General features: G+C 61.2%; 14 protein-coding genes. 9 read left to right on the top strand and 5 right to left on the bottom strand.

Annotation, left to right across the window (positions count from 1 at the left end; genetic code table 11):
- The first annotated feature begins 148 nt into the window (after positions 1-148).
- The 4 genes from ACTAQJ_RS07730 to dnaE all read left to right on the top strand — a co-directional run bounded on the left by ACTAQJ_RS07730 (position 149) and on the right by dnaE (position 6,096).
- Positions 149-844: a DivIVA domain-containing protein gene (locus ACTAQJ_RS07730; RefSeq protein WP_431119671.1), complete on the top strand. Its 696-nt coding sequence runs from the start codon at positions 149-151 to the stop codon at positions 842-844.
- 99 nt (positions 845-943) lie between these two features.
- A complete protein-coding gene (lspA, locus tag ACTAQJ_RS07725; RefSeq protein WP_498701608.1) occupies positions 944-1,549 on the top strand; it encodes a signal peptidase II in 606 nt (201 codons plus the stop codon).
- The gene (locus ACTAQJ_RS07720) at positions 1,542-2,468 is read left to right on the top strand and encodes an RluA family pseudouridine synthase (RefSeq protein WP_431119675.1); all 927 of its coding nucleotides are present in this window, start codon (positions 1,542-1,544) and stop codon (positions 2,466-2,468) included. The genes lspA and ACTAQJ_RS07720 overlap by 8 nt, the downstream gene beginning before the upstream one ends.
- Before the next feature lie 70 nt (positions 2,469-2,538).
- Positions 2,539-6,096 carry a DNA polymerase III subunit alpha gene (dnaE, locus tag ACTAQJ_RS07715; protein WP_431119676.1) on the top strand — a complete coding sequence of 1,186 codons (3,558 nt, stop codon included), beginning with the start codon at positions 2,539-2,541 and terminating at the stop codon, positions 6,094-6,096.
- A 30-nt stretch (positions 6,097-6,126) separates the two neighbouring features.
- On the opposite strand, the gene ACTAQJ_RS07710 is transcribed toward dnaE, so the two are convergent.
- Positions 6,127-6,627 carry a flavin reductase family protein gene (locus tag ACTAQJ_RS07710; RefSeq protein WP_416418636.1) on the bottom strand — a complete coding sequence of 167 codons (501 nt, stop codon included), beginning with the start codon at positions 6,625-6,627 and terminating at the stop codon, positions 6,127-6,129.
- Positions 6,628-6,742: 115 nt separating this feature from the next.
- Here ACTAQJ_RS07710 and ACTAQJ_RS07705 point away from each other — a divergent pair, with 115 nt between their 5' ends.
- From ACTAQJ_RS07705 to nrdR, 3 genes are all read left to right on the top strand, one after another.
- Complete coding sequence (locus ACTAQJ_RS07705) at positions 6,743-7,273, top strand: hypothetical protein (RefSeq protein ID WP_498701607.1); 531 nt, start codon at positions 6,743-6,745, stop codon at positions 7,271-7,273.
- A 4-nt stretch (positions 7,274-7,277) separates the two neighbouring features.
- Positions 7,278-8,651, top strand: coding sequence for a histidinol dehydrogenase (gene hisD, locus ACTAQJ_RS07700; RefSeq protein WP_498701606.1), 1,374 nt, complete (start codon positions 7,278-7,280; stop codon positions 8,649-8,651).
- 197 nt (positions 8,652-8,848) lie between these two features.
- Positions 8,849-9,370: a transcriptional regulator NrdR gene (nrdR, locus tag ACTAQJ_RS07695; protein ID WP_431119681.1), complete on the top strand. Its 522-nt coding sequence runs from the start codon at positions 8,849-8,851 to the stop codon at positions 9,368-9,370.
- Here nrdR and ACTAQJ_RS07690 read toward each other — a convergent pair.
- The 3 genes from ACTAQJ_RS07690 to map all read right to left on the bottom strand — a co-directional run bounded on the left by ACTAQJ_RS07690 (position 9,367) and on the right by map (position 11,896).
- A complete protein-coding gene (locus tag ACTAQJ_RS07690) occupies positions 9,367-10,134 on the bottom strand; it encodes an SDR family oxidoreductase (protein WP_498701605.1) in 768 nt (255 codons plus the stop codon). The two genes, nrdR and ACTAQJ_RS07690, sit on opposite strands and share 4 nt — an antisense overlap.
- Positions 10,135-10,141: 7 nt before the next feature.
- Positions 10,142-10,945 (bottom strand): polyphosphate--glucose phosphotransferase, encoded by an 804-nt coding sequence (gene ppgK, locus ACTAQJ_RS07685; RefSeq protein WP_431120183.1) that lies wholly within the window; start codon positions 10,943-10,945, stop codon positions 10,142-10,144.
- A gap of 72 nt (positions 10,946-11,017) precedes the next feature.
- On the bottom strand, positions 11,018-11,896 hold the full coding sequence (gene map / locus ACTAQJ_RS07680) for a type I methionyl aminopeptidase (protein ID WP_431119683.1): 879 nt from the start codon (positions 11,894-11,896) through the stop codon (positions 11,018-11,020).
- Between the two features lie 109 nt (positions 11,897-12,005).
- On the opposite strand from map, the gene ACTAQJ_RS07675 reads away from it, so the two are divergent.
- Entirely contained in the window at positions 12,006-12,170 is a 165-nt protein-coding gene (locus ACTAQJ_RS07675) for an SPOR domain-containing protein (RefSeq protein ID WP_216922998.1), read from the top strand.
- A gap of 16 nt (positions 12,171-12,186) precedes the next feature.
- Here the strand turns inward: ACTAQJ_RS07675 and panB are convergent, their stop codons facing one another.
- A complete protein-coding gene (panB, locus tag ACTAQJ_RS07670) occupies positions 12,187-13,092 on the bottom strand; it encodes a 3-methyl-2-oxobutanoate hydroxymethyltransferase (RefSeq protein ID WP_498701604.1) in 906 nt (301 codons plus the stop codon).
- Between the two features lie 188 nt (positions 13,093-13,280).
- On the opposite strand from panB, the gene ACTAQJ_RS07665 reads away from it, so the two are divergent.
- Positions 13,281-14,621 (top strand): glutamine synthetase family protein, encoded by a 1,341-nt coding sequence (locus tag ACTAQJ_RS07665; protein WP_224089573.1) that lies wholly within the window; start codon positions 13,281-13,283, stop codon positions 14,619-14,621.

Below are 14,621 nucleotides of genomic sequence, written 5' to 3'. Positions count from 1 at the left end.
GGAACCGGGGGCTCGCAAGGGTCCGAGGGCCGCAAATTCTCCAATTCAACACGATGGTGTTGAATTGGAGGAACCAGATGATATTTAGGTACCGTAGTTTTGAACGGCCGGAAGGCCTACTGACTAACTAGACCAACGAGGTGACCAGATGGCTTTGACGCCAGAAGACGTTGTCAACAAGCGCTTTCAGCCGACCAAGTTCCGCGAAGGCTACGACCAGGACGAGGTAGATGACTTCCTCGACGAGATCGTGGTTGAACTGCGCCGCCTGAACCAGGAGAACGACGAACTTCGCAAGAAGCTCGGCGAAGCTGGCTCGGCTGTGCCCGCGGCAACTGCTGCGGCTCCGGTCGTCGAGAAGGTTCCGGCCCCGGTCAAGGTGGACAAGGAAGCCGAGGCCAAGGCGGAAGCCGAAGCGAAGGCTGCTGAGGCTGCCAAGAAGAAGGAAGCCGAGCAGGCCGCTGCGGCTGCTGCCGCCAAGGCACCGGCTCCCAGCAACGGTGTTACGCCTACCGCTGAGTCCGCTGCAGGCCTGTTGGCCATGGCGCAGCAGATGCACGACAAACACGTTGCCGACGGTGCACAGCAGAAGGAAAAGATTATCGCTGAGGCGCAGATCGAGGCTTCCAGCCTCGTCAACGACGCCCAGGAGAAGTCCCGTAAGATCCTTGGCGCCCTTGAGCAGCAGCGTTCGGTCCTTGAGCGCAAGGTTGAGCAGCTCCGTGGTTTCGAACGTGACTACCGCTCGCGCCTGAAGGCCTACATCGAGGGCCAGCTGCGCGACCTCGACGCCCGTGGTTCCGTCGCTGCCCCTGAGGTCGGCGAAGCAACCGCTGACGTTTAGCAAGTATTCTGAAAGCCGGTGGCTGGGGTCTCCTCTGCCACCGGCTTTTGCTGTTAACACCCCGCCAGCAACCCGCAACGCTCCACGAACGAAAGCACTATGACCGACGACCTCACCGACGACGCATCGCGGCCGGAACTTCCCGTCCGAAAATGGCGTCCTGCAATGCTGTGGCTTTTTGCCGGTTTTGCAGTTTTTGCCTATGCCTTTGACCAGCTCACGAAGCTCTGGGTGACCAGCACCATGACAGAAGGTGAGCGCATTCCAGTGCTGCCACCACTGCTGCACTGGTACTACATCCGGAATTCAGGGGCAGCTTTTTCCATCGGTGAGAACGTCACGTGGATCTTCACGATCGTCATGGCCGGTGTTTCCGTTGCCATCCTTTTGCAGTTGCGGCGGCTCGGCTCCGCCTGGTGGGCGTTGTCACTTGGGCTGCTGCTCGGTGGTGCATTGGGCAACCTGACCGATCGGTTGTTCCGTGAACCGTCCTTCGCCATGGGCCATGTAGTTGATTTCGTCCAGGTACCGAATTTTGCGATCTTCAACATCGCCGACTCAGCTGTGGTGTCCGGCGTTGTCATCATTTGCCTGCTGACCCTGCGCGGGGTGGGCATGGATGGCACCCGGCAAGTGGCAGCACCGAAGTCCGCGAAGCCAGCCAAGCCGGTTCCTGGCTCCAGCGAGGAGACCGTTGGTGAGTGAGTCGGTTGTTGTACCTGAGGATCTTGCAGGAGCGCGGGCTGACGCCGGGCTTGCACGGTTGCTGGACATTTCCCGTTCTGCTGCGGCGCTGCTCATTGCCGAAGGCAACGTCACCAGCGGCGGTGCGGCCCTCGGCAAATCAGCAAAGCTCATTGCGGGCGCGGTGCTGGACGTCACGGTTCCCGAGCGGCCGGATCCCTTGGAAGTCGTGGAGGAAGTTGTGGAAGGCCTGAAGATCCTGTTGGATGACGAGGAATTCGTTGTCATCGATAAACCAGTGGGAGTGGCGGCGCATCCATCGCCTGGCTGGGTGGGACCCACGGTGGTCGGCGGCCTGGCTGGAGCCGGCTACCGGATTTCAACGTCGGGAGCACCCGAGCGTGCGGGCATTGTCCACAGGCTCGACGTCGGCACTTCCGGCGTGATGGTCGTGGCCAAAACGGAGCATGCCTACACAGTCCTCAAAAGGGCTTTCAAGGAGCGCACGGTGGACAAGGTCTATCACGCGGTTGTGCAAGGACTTCCGGATCCACTCGAGGGCACTATTGATGCCCCGATCGGCCGCCATCCTGGCCACGATTGGCGCTTTGCGGTGATCGAAGACGGCCGGCCCTCAGTGACCCACTACGAGGTCCTGGAAGCCTTTGGTAAAGCTACGTTGGTGGAGGTGCACCTGGAAACGGGCCGGACGCACCAGATCAGGGTCCACTTCTCTGCATTGCGGCACCCTTGCGCCGGCGATCTCACCTACGGTGCTGATCCCCGCCTCGCGGCAAACCTGGGACTGACCCGGCAGTGGCTTCATGCACGGCAACTGGGCTTCACACACCCACGGAGCGGCGAGTGGGTGGAAGTCACCAGCGACTACCCAGCGGACCTTCAGTACGCCTTGGACCTGCTGGCCACGGGCTCAGCGTAGGCGACCCTTCCGGGCCTGCCCGGTCCAAGGGTTCCGCATTTTGTCGGGGGCGGGACGGTAGACTGTCGTGGTGACTTCCAGCAATGATTCGTTCGTCCACCTGCACACCCACACCGAATACTCCATGCTGGATGGAGCTGCCCGGCTCGGTGAGCTGTTCGATGAAACCGAACGCCTGGGGATGCCCGCCCTGGCCACCACTGATCACGGCTACCTCTTTGGTGCCTTCGATTTTTGGCGTAAGGCCACCGACAAGGGCATCAAGCCGATCATCGGCGTCGAGGCCTATGTAACCCCGGGTACCGCCCGCGGGGACAAGGAACGTGTGCGCTGGGGCGACGAAAGCCAGCGCAAGGACGACGTCTCGGGTGGTGGCTCGTATACCCACATGACGCTCCTGAGTTACAACAACGTGGGCATGAGGAACCTGTTCAGGGCCTCGTCCATCGCTTCATTGGATTCAGTCTTTGGCAAGTGGCCCCGCCTGGACCGGGAATTGCTCAATACGTACTCCGAAGGCTTGATCGCCACCACAGGTTGCCCTTCCGGGGAAGTCCAGACCAAGCTGCGGCTCGGCCTTTACCGTGAGGCTGTCGAAGCCGCAGCAGAGTTCCGCGACATTTTTGGAGCGGAGAACTACTTCTGCGAACTGATGGACCACGGGCTGGACATTGAACGGCGCGTTACTGGCGACCTCCTTCGCCTTGCCAAGGAGCTCAACCTCCCGCTGGTGGCCACCAATGATCTCCACTACACGCATGAACACGATGCCAAGGCCCATGAAGCTTTGTTGGCTATCCAGTCCGGTTCCACACTCCTGGAACCGACGTACGACAACGGCGGTTCCCGCTTCGCCTTCTCGGGCAGTGGCTACTACCTGAAATCTCCACAGGAAATGCGGGAGCTGTTCCGCGATCACCCGGAGGCCTGCGATAACACGCTGCTCATCGCCGAGCGCTGCGAAGTTTCGTTCAACACCGGCGCCAACTACATGCCACGCTTCCCTTGTCCTCCCGGGGAAGACGAGACTTCCTGGCTCGTCAAGGAAGTAGACACTGGCCTTAAGTACCGCTATCCGCAAGGCATTCCGGACAAGGTCCGCAAGCAGGCGGACTACGAACTCGGGGTTATTACCTCCATGGGCTTCCCCGGGTACTTCCTGGTGGTTGCCGACTTCATCAACTGGGCCAAGAACAACGGGATCCGCGTTGGTCCGGGGCGTGGTTCCGGTGCAGGCTCCATGGTGGCCTACGCCATGCGCATCACCGACCTCGACCCCCTGCAGCACGGCCTGATCTTTGAACGCTTCCTCAACCCGGACCGCGTTTCCATGCCCGACTTCGACGTCGACTTCGATGATCGCCGTCGCTCCGAGGTGATTGACTACGTCACCAAGAAGTACGGCGACGAGCGCGTGGCAATGATCGTCACGTACGGAACCATCAAGACCAAGCAGGCGCTTAAGGACTCCTCGCGAGTGCTGGGCTACCCGTTCAGCATGGGCGAGACGCTGACCAAGGCACTTCCGCCTGCCGTCATGGCCAAGGACATTCCCTTGGCGGACATTCAGAACCCGGAATCCAAGCGTTACAGCGAAGCAGGAGATTTCCGCCAGCTGATCGCCACCGATCCCGAGGCCGCCAAGGTCTTCGAGACTGCGCTGGGCATCGAGGGCCTGAAGCGCCAATGGGGTGTTCACGCCGCCGGCGTCATCATGTCCTCGGACCCCATCATCGATGTCATTCCCATCATGCGCCGTTTCCAGGACGGCCAGGTCATCACGCAGTTCGATTATCCGACGTCCGAAGGCCTCGGCCTGATCAAGATGGACTTTCTGGGCCTCCGAAACCTGACGATCATTTCGGATGCCCTGGAAAACATCAAGATGAACCGCGGCGTTGACCTGGACCTGGAAAACCTGGAACTGGACGATGCTGCATCCTACGAGCTCCTTGCGCGCGGTGACACCTTGGGTGTGTTCCAGCTCGATGGTGGACCCATGCGGTCCCTGCTCAAGCTCATGAAGCCTGACAACTTCGAAGATATTTCCGCAGTTCTCGCGCTGTACCGGCCTGGACCCATGGGCGCCAACGCCCACACCGACTACGCCCTGCGCAAAAACGGGATACAGGAAGTAATTCCCATCCACCCGGAGTTGGAAGAACCGCTCAAGGAAATCCTGGGTGGGACATTCGGCCTGATCGTGTACCAGGAACAGGTTATGGCGGTGGCGCAGAAGCTTGCCGGCTACTCGCTGGGCCAAGCGGACATCCTGCGCCGTGCCATGGGCAAGAAGAAAAAATCGGAGCTGGACAAGCAGTTCGCCGGCTTCTCCCAAGGCATGCAGGACAACGGCTACTCCATGGCCGCCGTCAAGACGCTCTGGGACATTCTGCTTCCGTTCTCCGACTACGCCTTCAACAAAGCGCACTCGGCCGCTTACGGGGTCATTTCTTACTGGACTGCCTACTTGAAGGCACATTATGCGCCCGAGTACATGGCTGCCCTGCTCACGTCCGTCGGTGATGACAAGGACAAGTCCGCTATCTACCTCAACGAGTGCCGCCGGATGGGCATCACCGTTCTTCCGCCGGATGTCAATGAATCCTCGTTGAACTTCACTCCTGTGGGAACGGACATCCGTTTCGGCATGGGGGCCATCCGAAATGTCGGCGTGAACGTGGTGGAAGCCATGGTCTCTGCGCGGACCACGGAAGGCAGCTACACATCCTTCAAGGACTTCCTGATGAAGGTCCCGGCAGTTGTCTGCAACAAGCGCACCATCGAATCCTTGATCAAGGCTGGTGCCTTCGACTCGCTGGGACACCATCGCCGTGCTTTGGCCATGATCCACGAAGAGGCCATCGACTCCGTCATCACCCTCAAACGCAACGAGGCAATCGGCCAGTTCGATCTCTTCGCCGGCTTCGAGGACCAGGAACCTGAGGCCTCGCTGACCACTGAAATTCCGGACCTCCCGGAATGGGAGAAGAAGGACAAACTCTCCTTCGAGCGCGACATGCTGGGTCTCTATGTTTCGGACCACCCCTTGCAGGGCTTGGAAGGCGTCCTCAGCCAGCATGCGGAGCAGTCCATTACGTCGATCATCGCCGAGGACGGACCGCACGACGGCGCGATAGTCACCATCGCGGGCATGATCACCTCGTTGAGCCGCAGGATTGCCAAGGCCAGTGGCAACGCCTACGCCCGCGCGGAAATTGAAGACCTGGGCGGCTCCATGGAGGTCATGTTCTTCGGCCAGGTGTACGGGCCCATCGCCTCCGTCCTGGCTGAAGACCTGATCGTGGTGGTCAAGGGTCGCCTGCAGCGCAGGGACGACGGAGCCGTGACGCTGAACTGCATGGAACTCTCGGTACCGGATCTTAGTGAGAGCGTGAACGGACCGGTCGTGATCACCATTCCAACGTTCAAGGCCACCGAGGCAGTGGTTACTGACCTTCGGGATGTGCTGCGGACACATCGGGGCAACTCCGAGGTCCGGCTCAAGCTCATGGGGGACACCAAAGTTGAGGTCATGGGGCTTCCCGTGCACCTGCGGGTCAACCCCAGCCCGTCGCTCTTTGGCGACCTGAAAGTCCTGTTGGGTCCGGCCTGCCTGGATAATTAGCGCACTGGAAGGCCGGAATCCTGGAGAAGGCTAGATTTCGTAGTCCAGCGGCCTCGGCTGGCTATAGCCGCCACCGTGATAGAGCAGGGGAGCGCCGTCGTCGCCCACTTGGCCATCCACGACCTCCACGACCACCACAGCGTTGTTCTCAAACGACAACCGCATTTGGATCTTTCCCACCAGCCAACCTGCGACGTCCTTGAGAATGGGGACATCATACGGACCTGGCTCCCAGTGGTCTCCTTCGAAGCGGTCCCGCGTCTTGGCGAAGCGATCTGCCAGCGCCTGGTTCTCCAGTCCGAGCATGTGCACGCCAATATAGTTGGCATTGGCGATGGCGGGCCAGGAACTTGAGCTTCGGGCCATGTTGAAGGTGAAACGTGGCGGCTCGGCGGACAGGGATGCAACGGAAGTGGCAGTGAAGCCGAAGGGCTTGCCATTCAGGTTGGCTGTGATGATGGCCACCCCGGCGGCATGGCGGCGAAACATTTCCCTGAACGTCTTTTCGAAGCCGGATAGTTCGCTTGCCACGTTGATGAATCTCCTGGAACTGGGGTCGGGGGCGTCTTCCTCTCAGGGTATTCCTCCCTGTGCCCCACTTCTCCATTTTAATGAGCACACGTGAACGTTTGTTAATGTGAGTTCCATGACTGAGCCCACTGTGCACGTTCCCGCGGAAGTCCAGCCCGACGCCGCAACTCGCTGGCGTTCGCGGGACGCCCTGTGGCTTGTCCTGCCTGCGGCCGCGGGGGTAGTCATAGGCATTCTTTGGTGGATCCTGGCACCGGGTGGGGGAAACCTGGTATCGGGCAACCCCGAACTGGCAAATCCTGCAAACCCTGATTCGTGGTTGCCGCGCGACTTGGTCCTTGCCGGGCTGATGTTGGTGGCCGGGTGTGTCACCGGCCTCATGCTCGACGGAAAGCTCCAGGGGACTGGGGGCGGCAGGCGGTTGGCCTTGGCACTGGCAGGGGGCGCGGCCGGCGCAGCGGTTGCCTGGGTGGTGGGCTTGGTTGCAGCGCAGCTATGGGGTCCCGCTCCGGACCCTTCCCTGGGTGCGGACTACGGTTTCACCCTTCGCTCCTACGCCGTCCTCGTCCTGTGGCCCGGCGCGATCGCCTTCGTGACGTTCATACTTGCGCTGTTCGGGGTTCTTTCAAGGAAGCCCGTAAAATAGCCGGGTGACCACTTCTTCGGATACCTCCGCCCCTGCCGCTGCGTCCTTGAATTTCCTCAGTATCGATTTCCGCGGCCGCCACCTCTCGCTGGCTGAGCTGCGCGCTGCGGTACCCAGGGCGAAGCATCAGACGATGGCAGATGCGGAGCAGAAGGTCCTGGACATTATGGGAGCCGTCCGCAGCCGCGGTTTTGCCGCTCTGACCGAACTTGCAAAAAACTTCGACGGCGTTGAACAGTCCCACCCGCGCGTACCGGCGGAGGCACTTGCCAAGGCCCTGGCTGACATTGATCCCACTGTCCGCGCCGCGCTGGAAGAGTCGATCAGCCGGGCCAGGCAGTTCGCCGATCAGCAGCGTCCAGCCAATGTTGACGTCGCTTTGGCTGATGGCGCGGTTGTCAGCCAGAACTGGATTCCCGTGGGGCGTGTTGGGCTGTATGTCCCGGGTGGCCTCGCGCCCCTGGCCTCCTCCGTGATCATGAACGTTGTTCCCGCCGTTGCTGCAGGTGTCGAATCCATCGCCCTGGCTTCGCCGCCTCAAAAGGACTTCAGCGGCCTCCCGCACCCAACCATCCTCGCGGCGGCAGCGCTGCTGGGAATCGATGAGGTCTACGCAATTGGCGGTGCCCAGGCAATCATTTCCTTTGCCTACGGCATCCCCGGTTCGGACGGAGTACCTCCTATCGAACCTGTGGATCTCGTCACGGGGCCTGGCAATATCTTCGTCGCCACGGCCAAGAGGCTGGTGAAGGGAGTCGTTGGCATCGATTCCGAGGCAGGAACTACCGAGATCGCTATCCTGGCCGATTCCTCTGCCCAGCCCGCGCTGGTGGCTGCGGATCTCATCAGCCAGGCCGAGCACGATCCCAAAGCCGCCTCTGTCCTGGTGACGGACTCCGCTGACCTGGCGGACGCCGTCGTGGGTGAATTGGCACGCCAGGCAGCCGCCACGAAGCACAGCGCACGCGTCCTTGAGGCACTCTCCGGTCCGCAATCGGGTGTAGTGCTGGTGGATGACCTGGAACAGGGGATTGCGGTGTGCAATGCCTACGCCGCTGAGCACCTTGAGATCATGACGGCGGACGCACTGGCGGTGGCGGCGCGGATCCGCAACGCGGGCGCCATTTTCGTGGGGGACTACAGCCCCGTGAGCCTTGGGGATTATTGTGCAGGGTCCAATCACGTGCTGCCCACCAGCGGTACCGCTGCCTTCTCCTCGGGGCTGAACGTCACCACCTTCCTGCGGGCAGTGCAGGTCATCAATTACAACCGTGCGGCTTTGGAGCAGGTCAGTGGCCACATCGTGAGTTTGGCTGGGGCCGAGGATCTTCCAGGCCATGGGGATGCGGTCAGGATCCGCTTCAGCGCACAAAGCTGACATTGCAACCCAGACAGGCTAAACGGGACCTGACCACAACATATACGGGTCAAGACCACTACATGTAGTAATTACAAGCTTGTCATTACAGTGTCATCGAACGTAAACTGGTGCCGGAAGAGAATCTTCCGGCACCTTTGCGTTTTCGGCTCCCGGCCGGAAGGACGCGGGCCGGAGCTGATCAGGGGAGGCCCAGCGTGTACTGTCCGTTCTGCCGGAATCCTGACTCGCGCGTCGTTGATAGCCGCATGGCTGACGACGGAACTTCCATCCGGCGCCGCCGGCAATGCCCTGAGTGCGGGCGACGCTTCACCACGGTGGAAACCACCAGCCTGTCCGTCATCAAGCGTTCAGGAGTCGGGGAGCCGTTCAGCCGCATCAAAGTCATCAGCGGTGTGCGGAAAGCGTGCCAAGGCCGTCCTGTCACCGAAGACGATCTCGCCATGCTGGCGCAGGAAGTCGAGGAAAACATCCGTTCTTCGGGTGCCGCTGAAATCGACGCCCACGAAGTAGGCCTGGCCATTCTCGGTCCGTTGCGGAAACTGGATGAGGTGGCATACCTGCGGTTCGCGAGCGTCTATCAAGCATTTGAGTCGCTCGAAGACTTCGAATCCGCAATATCCTTGCTACGGCATGAGGCCCAAGCCCACGCCAAAGCCGGGACGCAAGCCATAGCCGGGGCCAAGGAAGCCAAAGGTTCCGAGAAAAGCCAGCTCTAGCGGCCGCCGGATACGGGGAGGACTGCTCCAGTAATGTAGCCGGCCTCGCCGGACATTAACCACATCACAGCTGCTGCCACCTCGTCAGGTTCAGCGCCCCGGCCCATGGGAATGGTTGGATTGAGTCGCTCTACGCGGTCGGGCATTCCTGCAGCTGCGTGGAGTCCGGTGTTGGTGCTGCCGGGAGCCACAGCGTTGACACGAATGCCCTGCTTTGCCACTTCCGCTGCCAGGCCCACGGTCAAAACGTCCACGGCACCTTTCGACGCCGCGTAGTGAACCCATGTCCCGGGGGAACCGGCCTTTGTTGCTGTCGAGGAAATGTTGATGATGGAACCACCCGAACCGCCGTGGTCGGTAGATAGTCTTCGGACTGCTTCCTGGCACATGAAGATCATGCCGGCGACGTTCACATCCATGACGCGCTGCACTGTCTCGGCAGGCACCTCGGCCAGCGTTCCAATCAGGTTGCCCGTAATGGCCGCATTGTTGATGACCGCTGTTACGGGGCCCCAAGCTGCGGCTGCGTCGAACAGACGCCCGACGTCGGCGGGCTGGCTGACGTCGCCCTGCACGGCCACCGCCTTGCCCCCTTGTGCCTGGATGTCCTTCACCACCGCATCAGCACCCTCAGCATCCAGGGAGTAGTTGACCACGACGCCATAGCCGGAACGTGCCGCCGCGTTTGCAACTGCCGCGCCAATTCCGCGGCTGGCACCCGTGACGATTGCGATTCCAGCTATGGCGTCGTTGTCCACAGTCACTTCGCGGCTACTTGGCGAGTTTGTGGTGCAAGGCGACCTCAAGTGCGGCGCCCACGATGCCGGCGTCGTTCTTCAACTTGGCGGTGACAATGTTGGTGCGCAATTCCAGGTGCGGGAAGTATTCATCCGAGCGCTTGGAGATGCCGCCGCCAATAATGAAAAGTTCGGGGGAGAACAGGAACTCGACGTGCTGCAGGTAGCGGTTGAGCAGGACGCCGTACTCGTCCCAGCTCAAGCCATCGCGTTCGCGGGCCACGGCTGAGGCCTTGGTTTCGGCGTCGAATCCGTCCACCTCAAGGTGGCCGAGCTCGGCGTTGGGAACCAATTGACCGTTGAAGATGAAGGCGGAGCCGATTCCCGTGCCAAGCGTGATGACGAGGACGGTGCCGTCCACGCCCTCGCCGGCGCCATAGCGGGCCTCTGCGAGGCCCGCGGCGTCGGCATCGTTGATGACTTCGACGGGACGGCCCAGACGGTCGGTAAACTTTTTGTCGATGTCGGTGCCCAGCCAGGACTTGTCCACATTTGCGGCTGAGTTGACCACACCGTGCTGGATGATGCCCGGGAAGGTGACACCCACAGGGGAATCCGCGGCAGGGGCGTCGGGGCGGCTGGAAAGTTCTTCGACGATCTGGGCCACAACTTCGGCAACTGCTTCGGGGGTGGCCGGCTGCGGCGTGGGAACCCGGAAGCGTTCGCCGATCAGCTTGCCCTTCTTGAGGTCGACGATGCCGCCTTTGATGCCCGTGCCGCCGATGTCGATTCCGATCAGCGGAGCGTTCTTGTGGGTCTTCTCATCCTTCTTGGACAATGCAATTCCGATCATGGCAGGAGGGGTGGGCATGGCGCAGCCGCCCGGGGCTGCGATGGACCTTCCGGAAAGCTAGGGAAGGGTCAGGATTTCCGCGCCGGTCTCGGTGACCAGCAGGGTGTGCTCGAATTGGGCCGTGCGCTTGTGGTCCCTGGTAACAACCGTCCAGTCGTCGGACCACATATCCCAATCGATCGTGCCAAGGGTCAGCATGGGTTCGATGGTGAAGACCATGCCTGCCTCGATCACGGTGTTGTACGCCGGGGCTGCGTCGTAATGCGGAATGATGAGGCCCGTGTGGAACGCCTCACCAACACCGTGGCCAGTGAAGTCCCGCACCACGCCATAGCCGAAGCGCTTGGCGTAGGACTGGATCGCGCGGCCGATTACGTTGATTTCGCGGCCGGGGGCCACGGCCTTGATGGCCCGGTTGAGCGACTCCTGCGTACGCTCAACCAGCAAACGGGATTCCTCGTCCACGTCGCCAACCAGGAAAGTGTAATTGGTATCTCCATGCACTCCGCCGATGAATGCGGTGATGTCAATGTTCAGGATGTCCCCATCCTGAACCACCGTGGAATCAGGGATGCCGTGGCAGATAACTTCATTGAGGGAAGAGCAGAGGGACTTCGGGAAGCCACGGTAGCCCAGCGTGGATGGGTAGGCATTGTGGTCCACAAGGAACTCATGGCCAATCTTGTCCAACTGGTCCGTCGTCACGCCGGGCTGGATGTGCTTGCCAACTTCAACGATGGCCTGGGCAGCAATCCTGCTGGCGATACGGATCTTCTCGATGGTCTCCGCTGACTTCACTTCGGAGCCGGTGAACTTGCTGGGTGCCTTCTTGCCGACGTACTCGGGACGGGGGATCGACGCCGGGACGGGCCGTTCAGGGCTGATGAATCCCGGAGTGAGCGTGCCGATGGGTGCGGTCGAAGCAAGAGAAGGCATAGATTGATCATATAAGGCACACAAGAGACGCAAGTAACAAAGCGCGGCTGGGCCCACGTGACTGACGCCAACGTTACGCGTTTGAGGGCAAGCGGGACGAGGAGGAGACGTGACGGAGTACTGGTACAACGTCAAGACGCATGAGATCGAAGAGGACGCCATGTCCGATTGGACGCAGCTGATTGGCCCCTACAAGACCAGGGAAGAAGCCGAGCACGCGCTGGAAAAGGTCAAGCAACGCAACGATGCCTGGGACGCCCAGGACGACGACTAAGGCGCCCCTGACTTAGCTAGAAGGAATGCTCGGGTCCGGGGAATTCCCCGGACCTGACGTCCTCTCCAAAGGCGGCGGCGGCATCCGTGAGCGTCGTGCGAAGGTCTGCATACTGCTTGACGAATTTCGCCATCTTGCCCCCTCGGAGTCCGGCCATATCTTGCCAGACCAGCACTTGGCCGGTGGTGCTCTTGCCCGCTCCGATGCCTACAGTCGGTACACGCAACGCGGCATCGACGGCAGCAGCAGTATCCGCGGGCACCATTTCCATGAGGACGCTGAAGGCGCCCGCATCCTGCAAGGCCACTGCGTCCTCGATCAGCCGCTGGGCGTCATCGCCCCTGCCCTGGACCCGGTAGCCACCCAGGGAATGTTCACTCTGGGGAGTGAATCCAATGTGGGCCATGACAGGAATGCCCGCCTGGACCATGGCCTTCACAGTCTCCGCATAGTAGGCAGAGCCTTCGATCTTGACCGCGTGGGCCAATCCCTCCTTGAGGAAGCGGACGCCGGTGGCGACTGCCTGCTCGGCTGAAACCTCGTAGCTGCCAAAGGGCAGGTCCGCCAGGACCAGGGCGCGCTTGGCTGAACGGCTTACCGCCCGGCACAGAGGCAGCAGCTCGTCCACAGTGACGGGAAGGCTGGTCTCGTTGCCGAAGACGTTGTTTGAGGCAGAATCGCCCACCAGGAGGACTTCGATCCCGGCTTGGTCGAAGATCTCAGCGGTGTATTGCTCGTAGGCGGTGAGCATGGCGAAGTGCTCGCCGTTGTCCTTGGCCTGCTGAAGGTGATGGATGCGCACCCTGCTGAGCTGCTTCTTGGCGCCCGCTGACGGTGCCGGGACTGCCGCCGCGGGACCGTTGCCATAGGGCGCGGGGACTTCGGCGGGCGTGGTGGACTCAGGAAGGTTGCTTGGGGCCATGGATAGAGCCTAAGCCGTGCCGACGACGCCTGCCAGCAGTGTGCCAAGCGTCACTGTTTGTAAACGCTGTGTTACGCGCAGCTACTGCGGCGGCATTCCCACCGAATGCTTAGTAGAGTGAAGTCTGAGCTGCCGTGGCTTCAATGATGGGAACTGCGGCATGGACACCGAACCGGAAAAGAGGCCCTATGGACCGCCAGCAAGAGTTCGTTCTGCGGACGATCGAAGAGCGTGACGTGCGCTTCGTACGCTTGTGGTTCACCGACGTCGTGGGTTCACTGAAGTCGGTGGCTCTGGCGCCGGCAGAAGTTGAAGGTGCCTTCGAAGAGGGGCTGGGATTCGATGGTTCAGCGATCGAGGGCCTTGCGCGGGTTTTTGAGTCGGACATGCTGGCACAGCCTGACCCCTCAACCTTCCAGATCCTGCCTTGGCGTGGTGAGACCGAGCAAACATCCAGGATGTTCTGTGATGTCTTGACGCCGGACGGGGAACCCTCAGCAGCAGATCCCCGAAACGTCCTCAAGCGGACCCTTGCCAAGGCCGCGGATATGGGTTTCACCTGCTACACGCACCCTGAAATCGAGTTCTACCTGCTGAAGTCGAAGGAGCTTGGGCCCAATGGTGCCCCGGTCCCCGTTGACGAAGGCGGCTACTTCGACCACGTCCCTGGTGGTGTTGCGCAGGACTTCCGGCGTACAGCGGTGACCATGCTGGAATCAGTCGGGATCTCCGTGGAGTTCAGCCACCACGAAGGCGGCCCGGGCCAGAATGAGATTGACTTGCGTTACGCGGATGCCCTGCAGACTGCGGACAACATCATGACGTTCCGCACGGTCATCAAGGAAGTTGCCCTGCAGCAGGGCACGTATGCAACGTTCATGCCCAAGCCGTTTACGGACCACCCCGGCTCAGGAATGCACACACACTTCTCCCTCTTCGAGGGCGATACCAACGCGTTCTTTGAGGCCGGCGCGGAGTTCCAGCTGTCCAAGACGGCCCGCCAATTCATTGCCGGTATCCTCAAGCACGCTCCCGAATTCACGGCGGTCACCAACCAGTTCGTCAACTCCTATAAGCGGCTCTGGGGCGGCGGTGAAGCACCGAGCTACCTGAGCTGGGGCCACAACAACCGCTCCGCTCTGGTGCGCGTGCCGTTGTACAAGCCCGGCAAGGGCCAGTCGGCGCGCATCGAGTACCGCGGCATCGACTCCGCAACCAACCCGTACCTGGCCTATGCCGTCCTTTTGGGTGCCGGTTTGAAGGGTATCGAGGAAGGCTACGAACTTCCGGCAGCTGCCGAAGACGACGTTTGGTCGCTGACCACCGCAGAGCGCAAAGCCATGGGCCACGCTCCGCTGCCGGCCAGCCTCCACGATGCCATCCGTGCCATGGAGGAATCGGAGCTGGTGGCCCAGATCCTGGGTGAGCAGGTCTTCGAACACTTCCTGCGCAATAAGCGCGCGGAATGGCAGGACTACCGCCTCCAGGTCACGCCGTACGAGCTGCAGCGCAACCTCGGCATTCTGTAG

The sequence above is a fragment of the Arthrobacter sp. alpha11c genome, assembly GCF_054149985.1.
This window is presented reverse-complemented; position numbering and strand designations above follow the sequence as displayed.

Bases quoted from the DNA above. Each gene is read 5' to 3' on its own strand.
- ACTAQJ_RS07705 (WP_498701607.1), top strand. From the start codon at position 6,743: ATGACTGAGCCCACTGTGCACGTTCCCGCGGAAGTCCAGCCCGACGCC.
- panB (WP_498701604.1), bottom strand. From the start codon at position 13,092: ATGGCCCCAAGCAACCTTCCTGAGTCCACCACGCCCGCCGAAGTCCCC.
- ACTAQJ_RS07730 (WP_431119671.1), top strand. From the start codon at position 149: ATGGCTTTGACGCCAGAAGACGTTGTCAACAAGCGCTTTCAGCCGACC.
- lspA (WP_498701608.1), top strand. From the start codon at position 944: ATGACCGACGACCTCACCGACGACGCATCGCGGCCGGAACTTCCCGTC.
- map (WP_431119683.1), bottom strand. From the start codon at position 11,896: ATGCCTTCTCTTGCTTCGACCGCACCCATCGGCACGCTCACTCCGGGA.
- ACTAQJ_RS07665 (WP_224089573.1), top strand. From the start codon at position 13,281: ATGGACCGCCAGCAAGAGTTCGTTCTGCGGACGATCGAAGAGCGTGAC.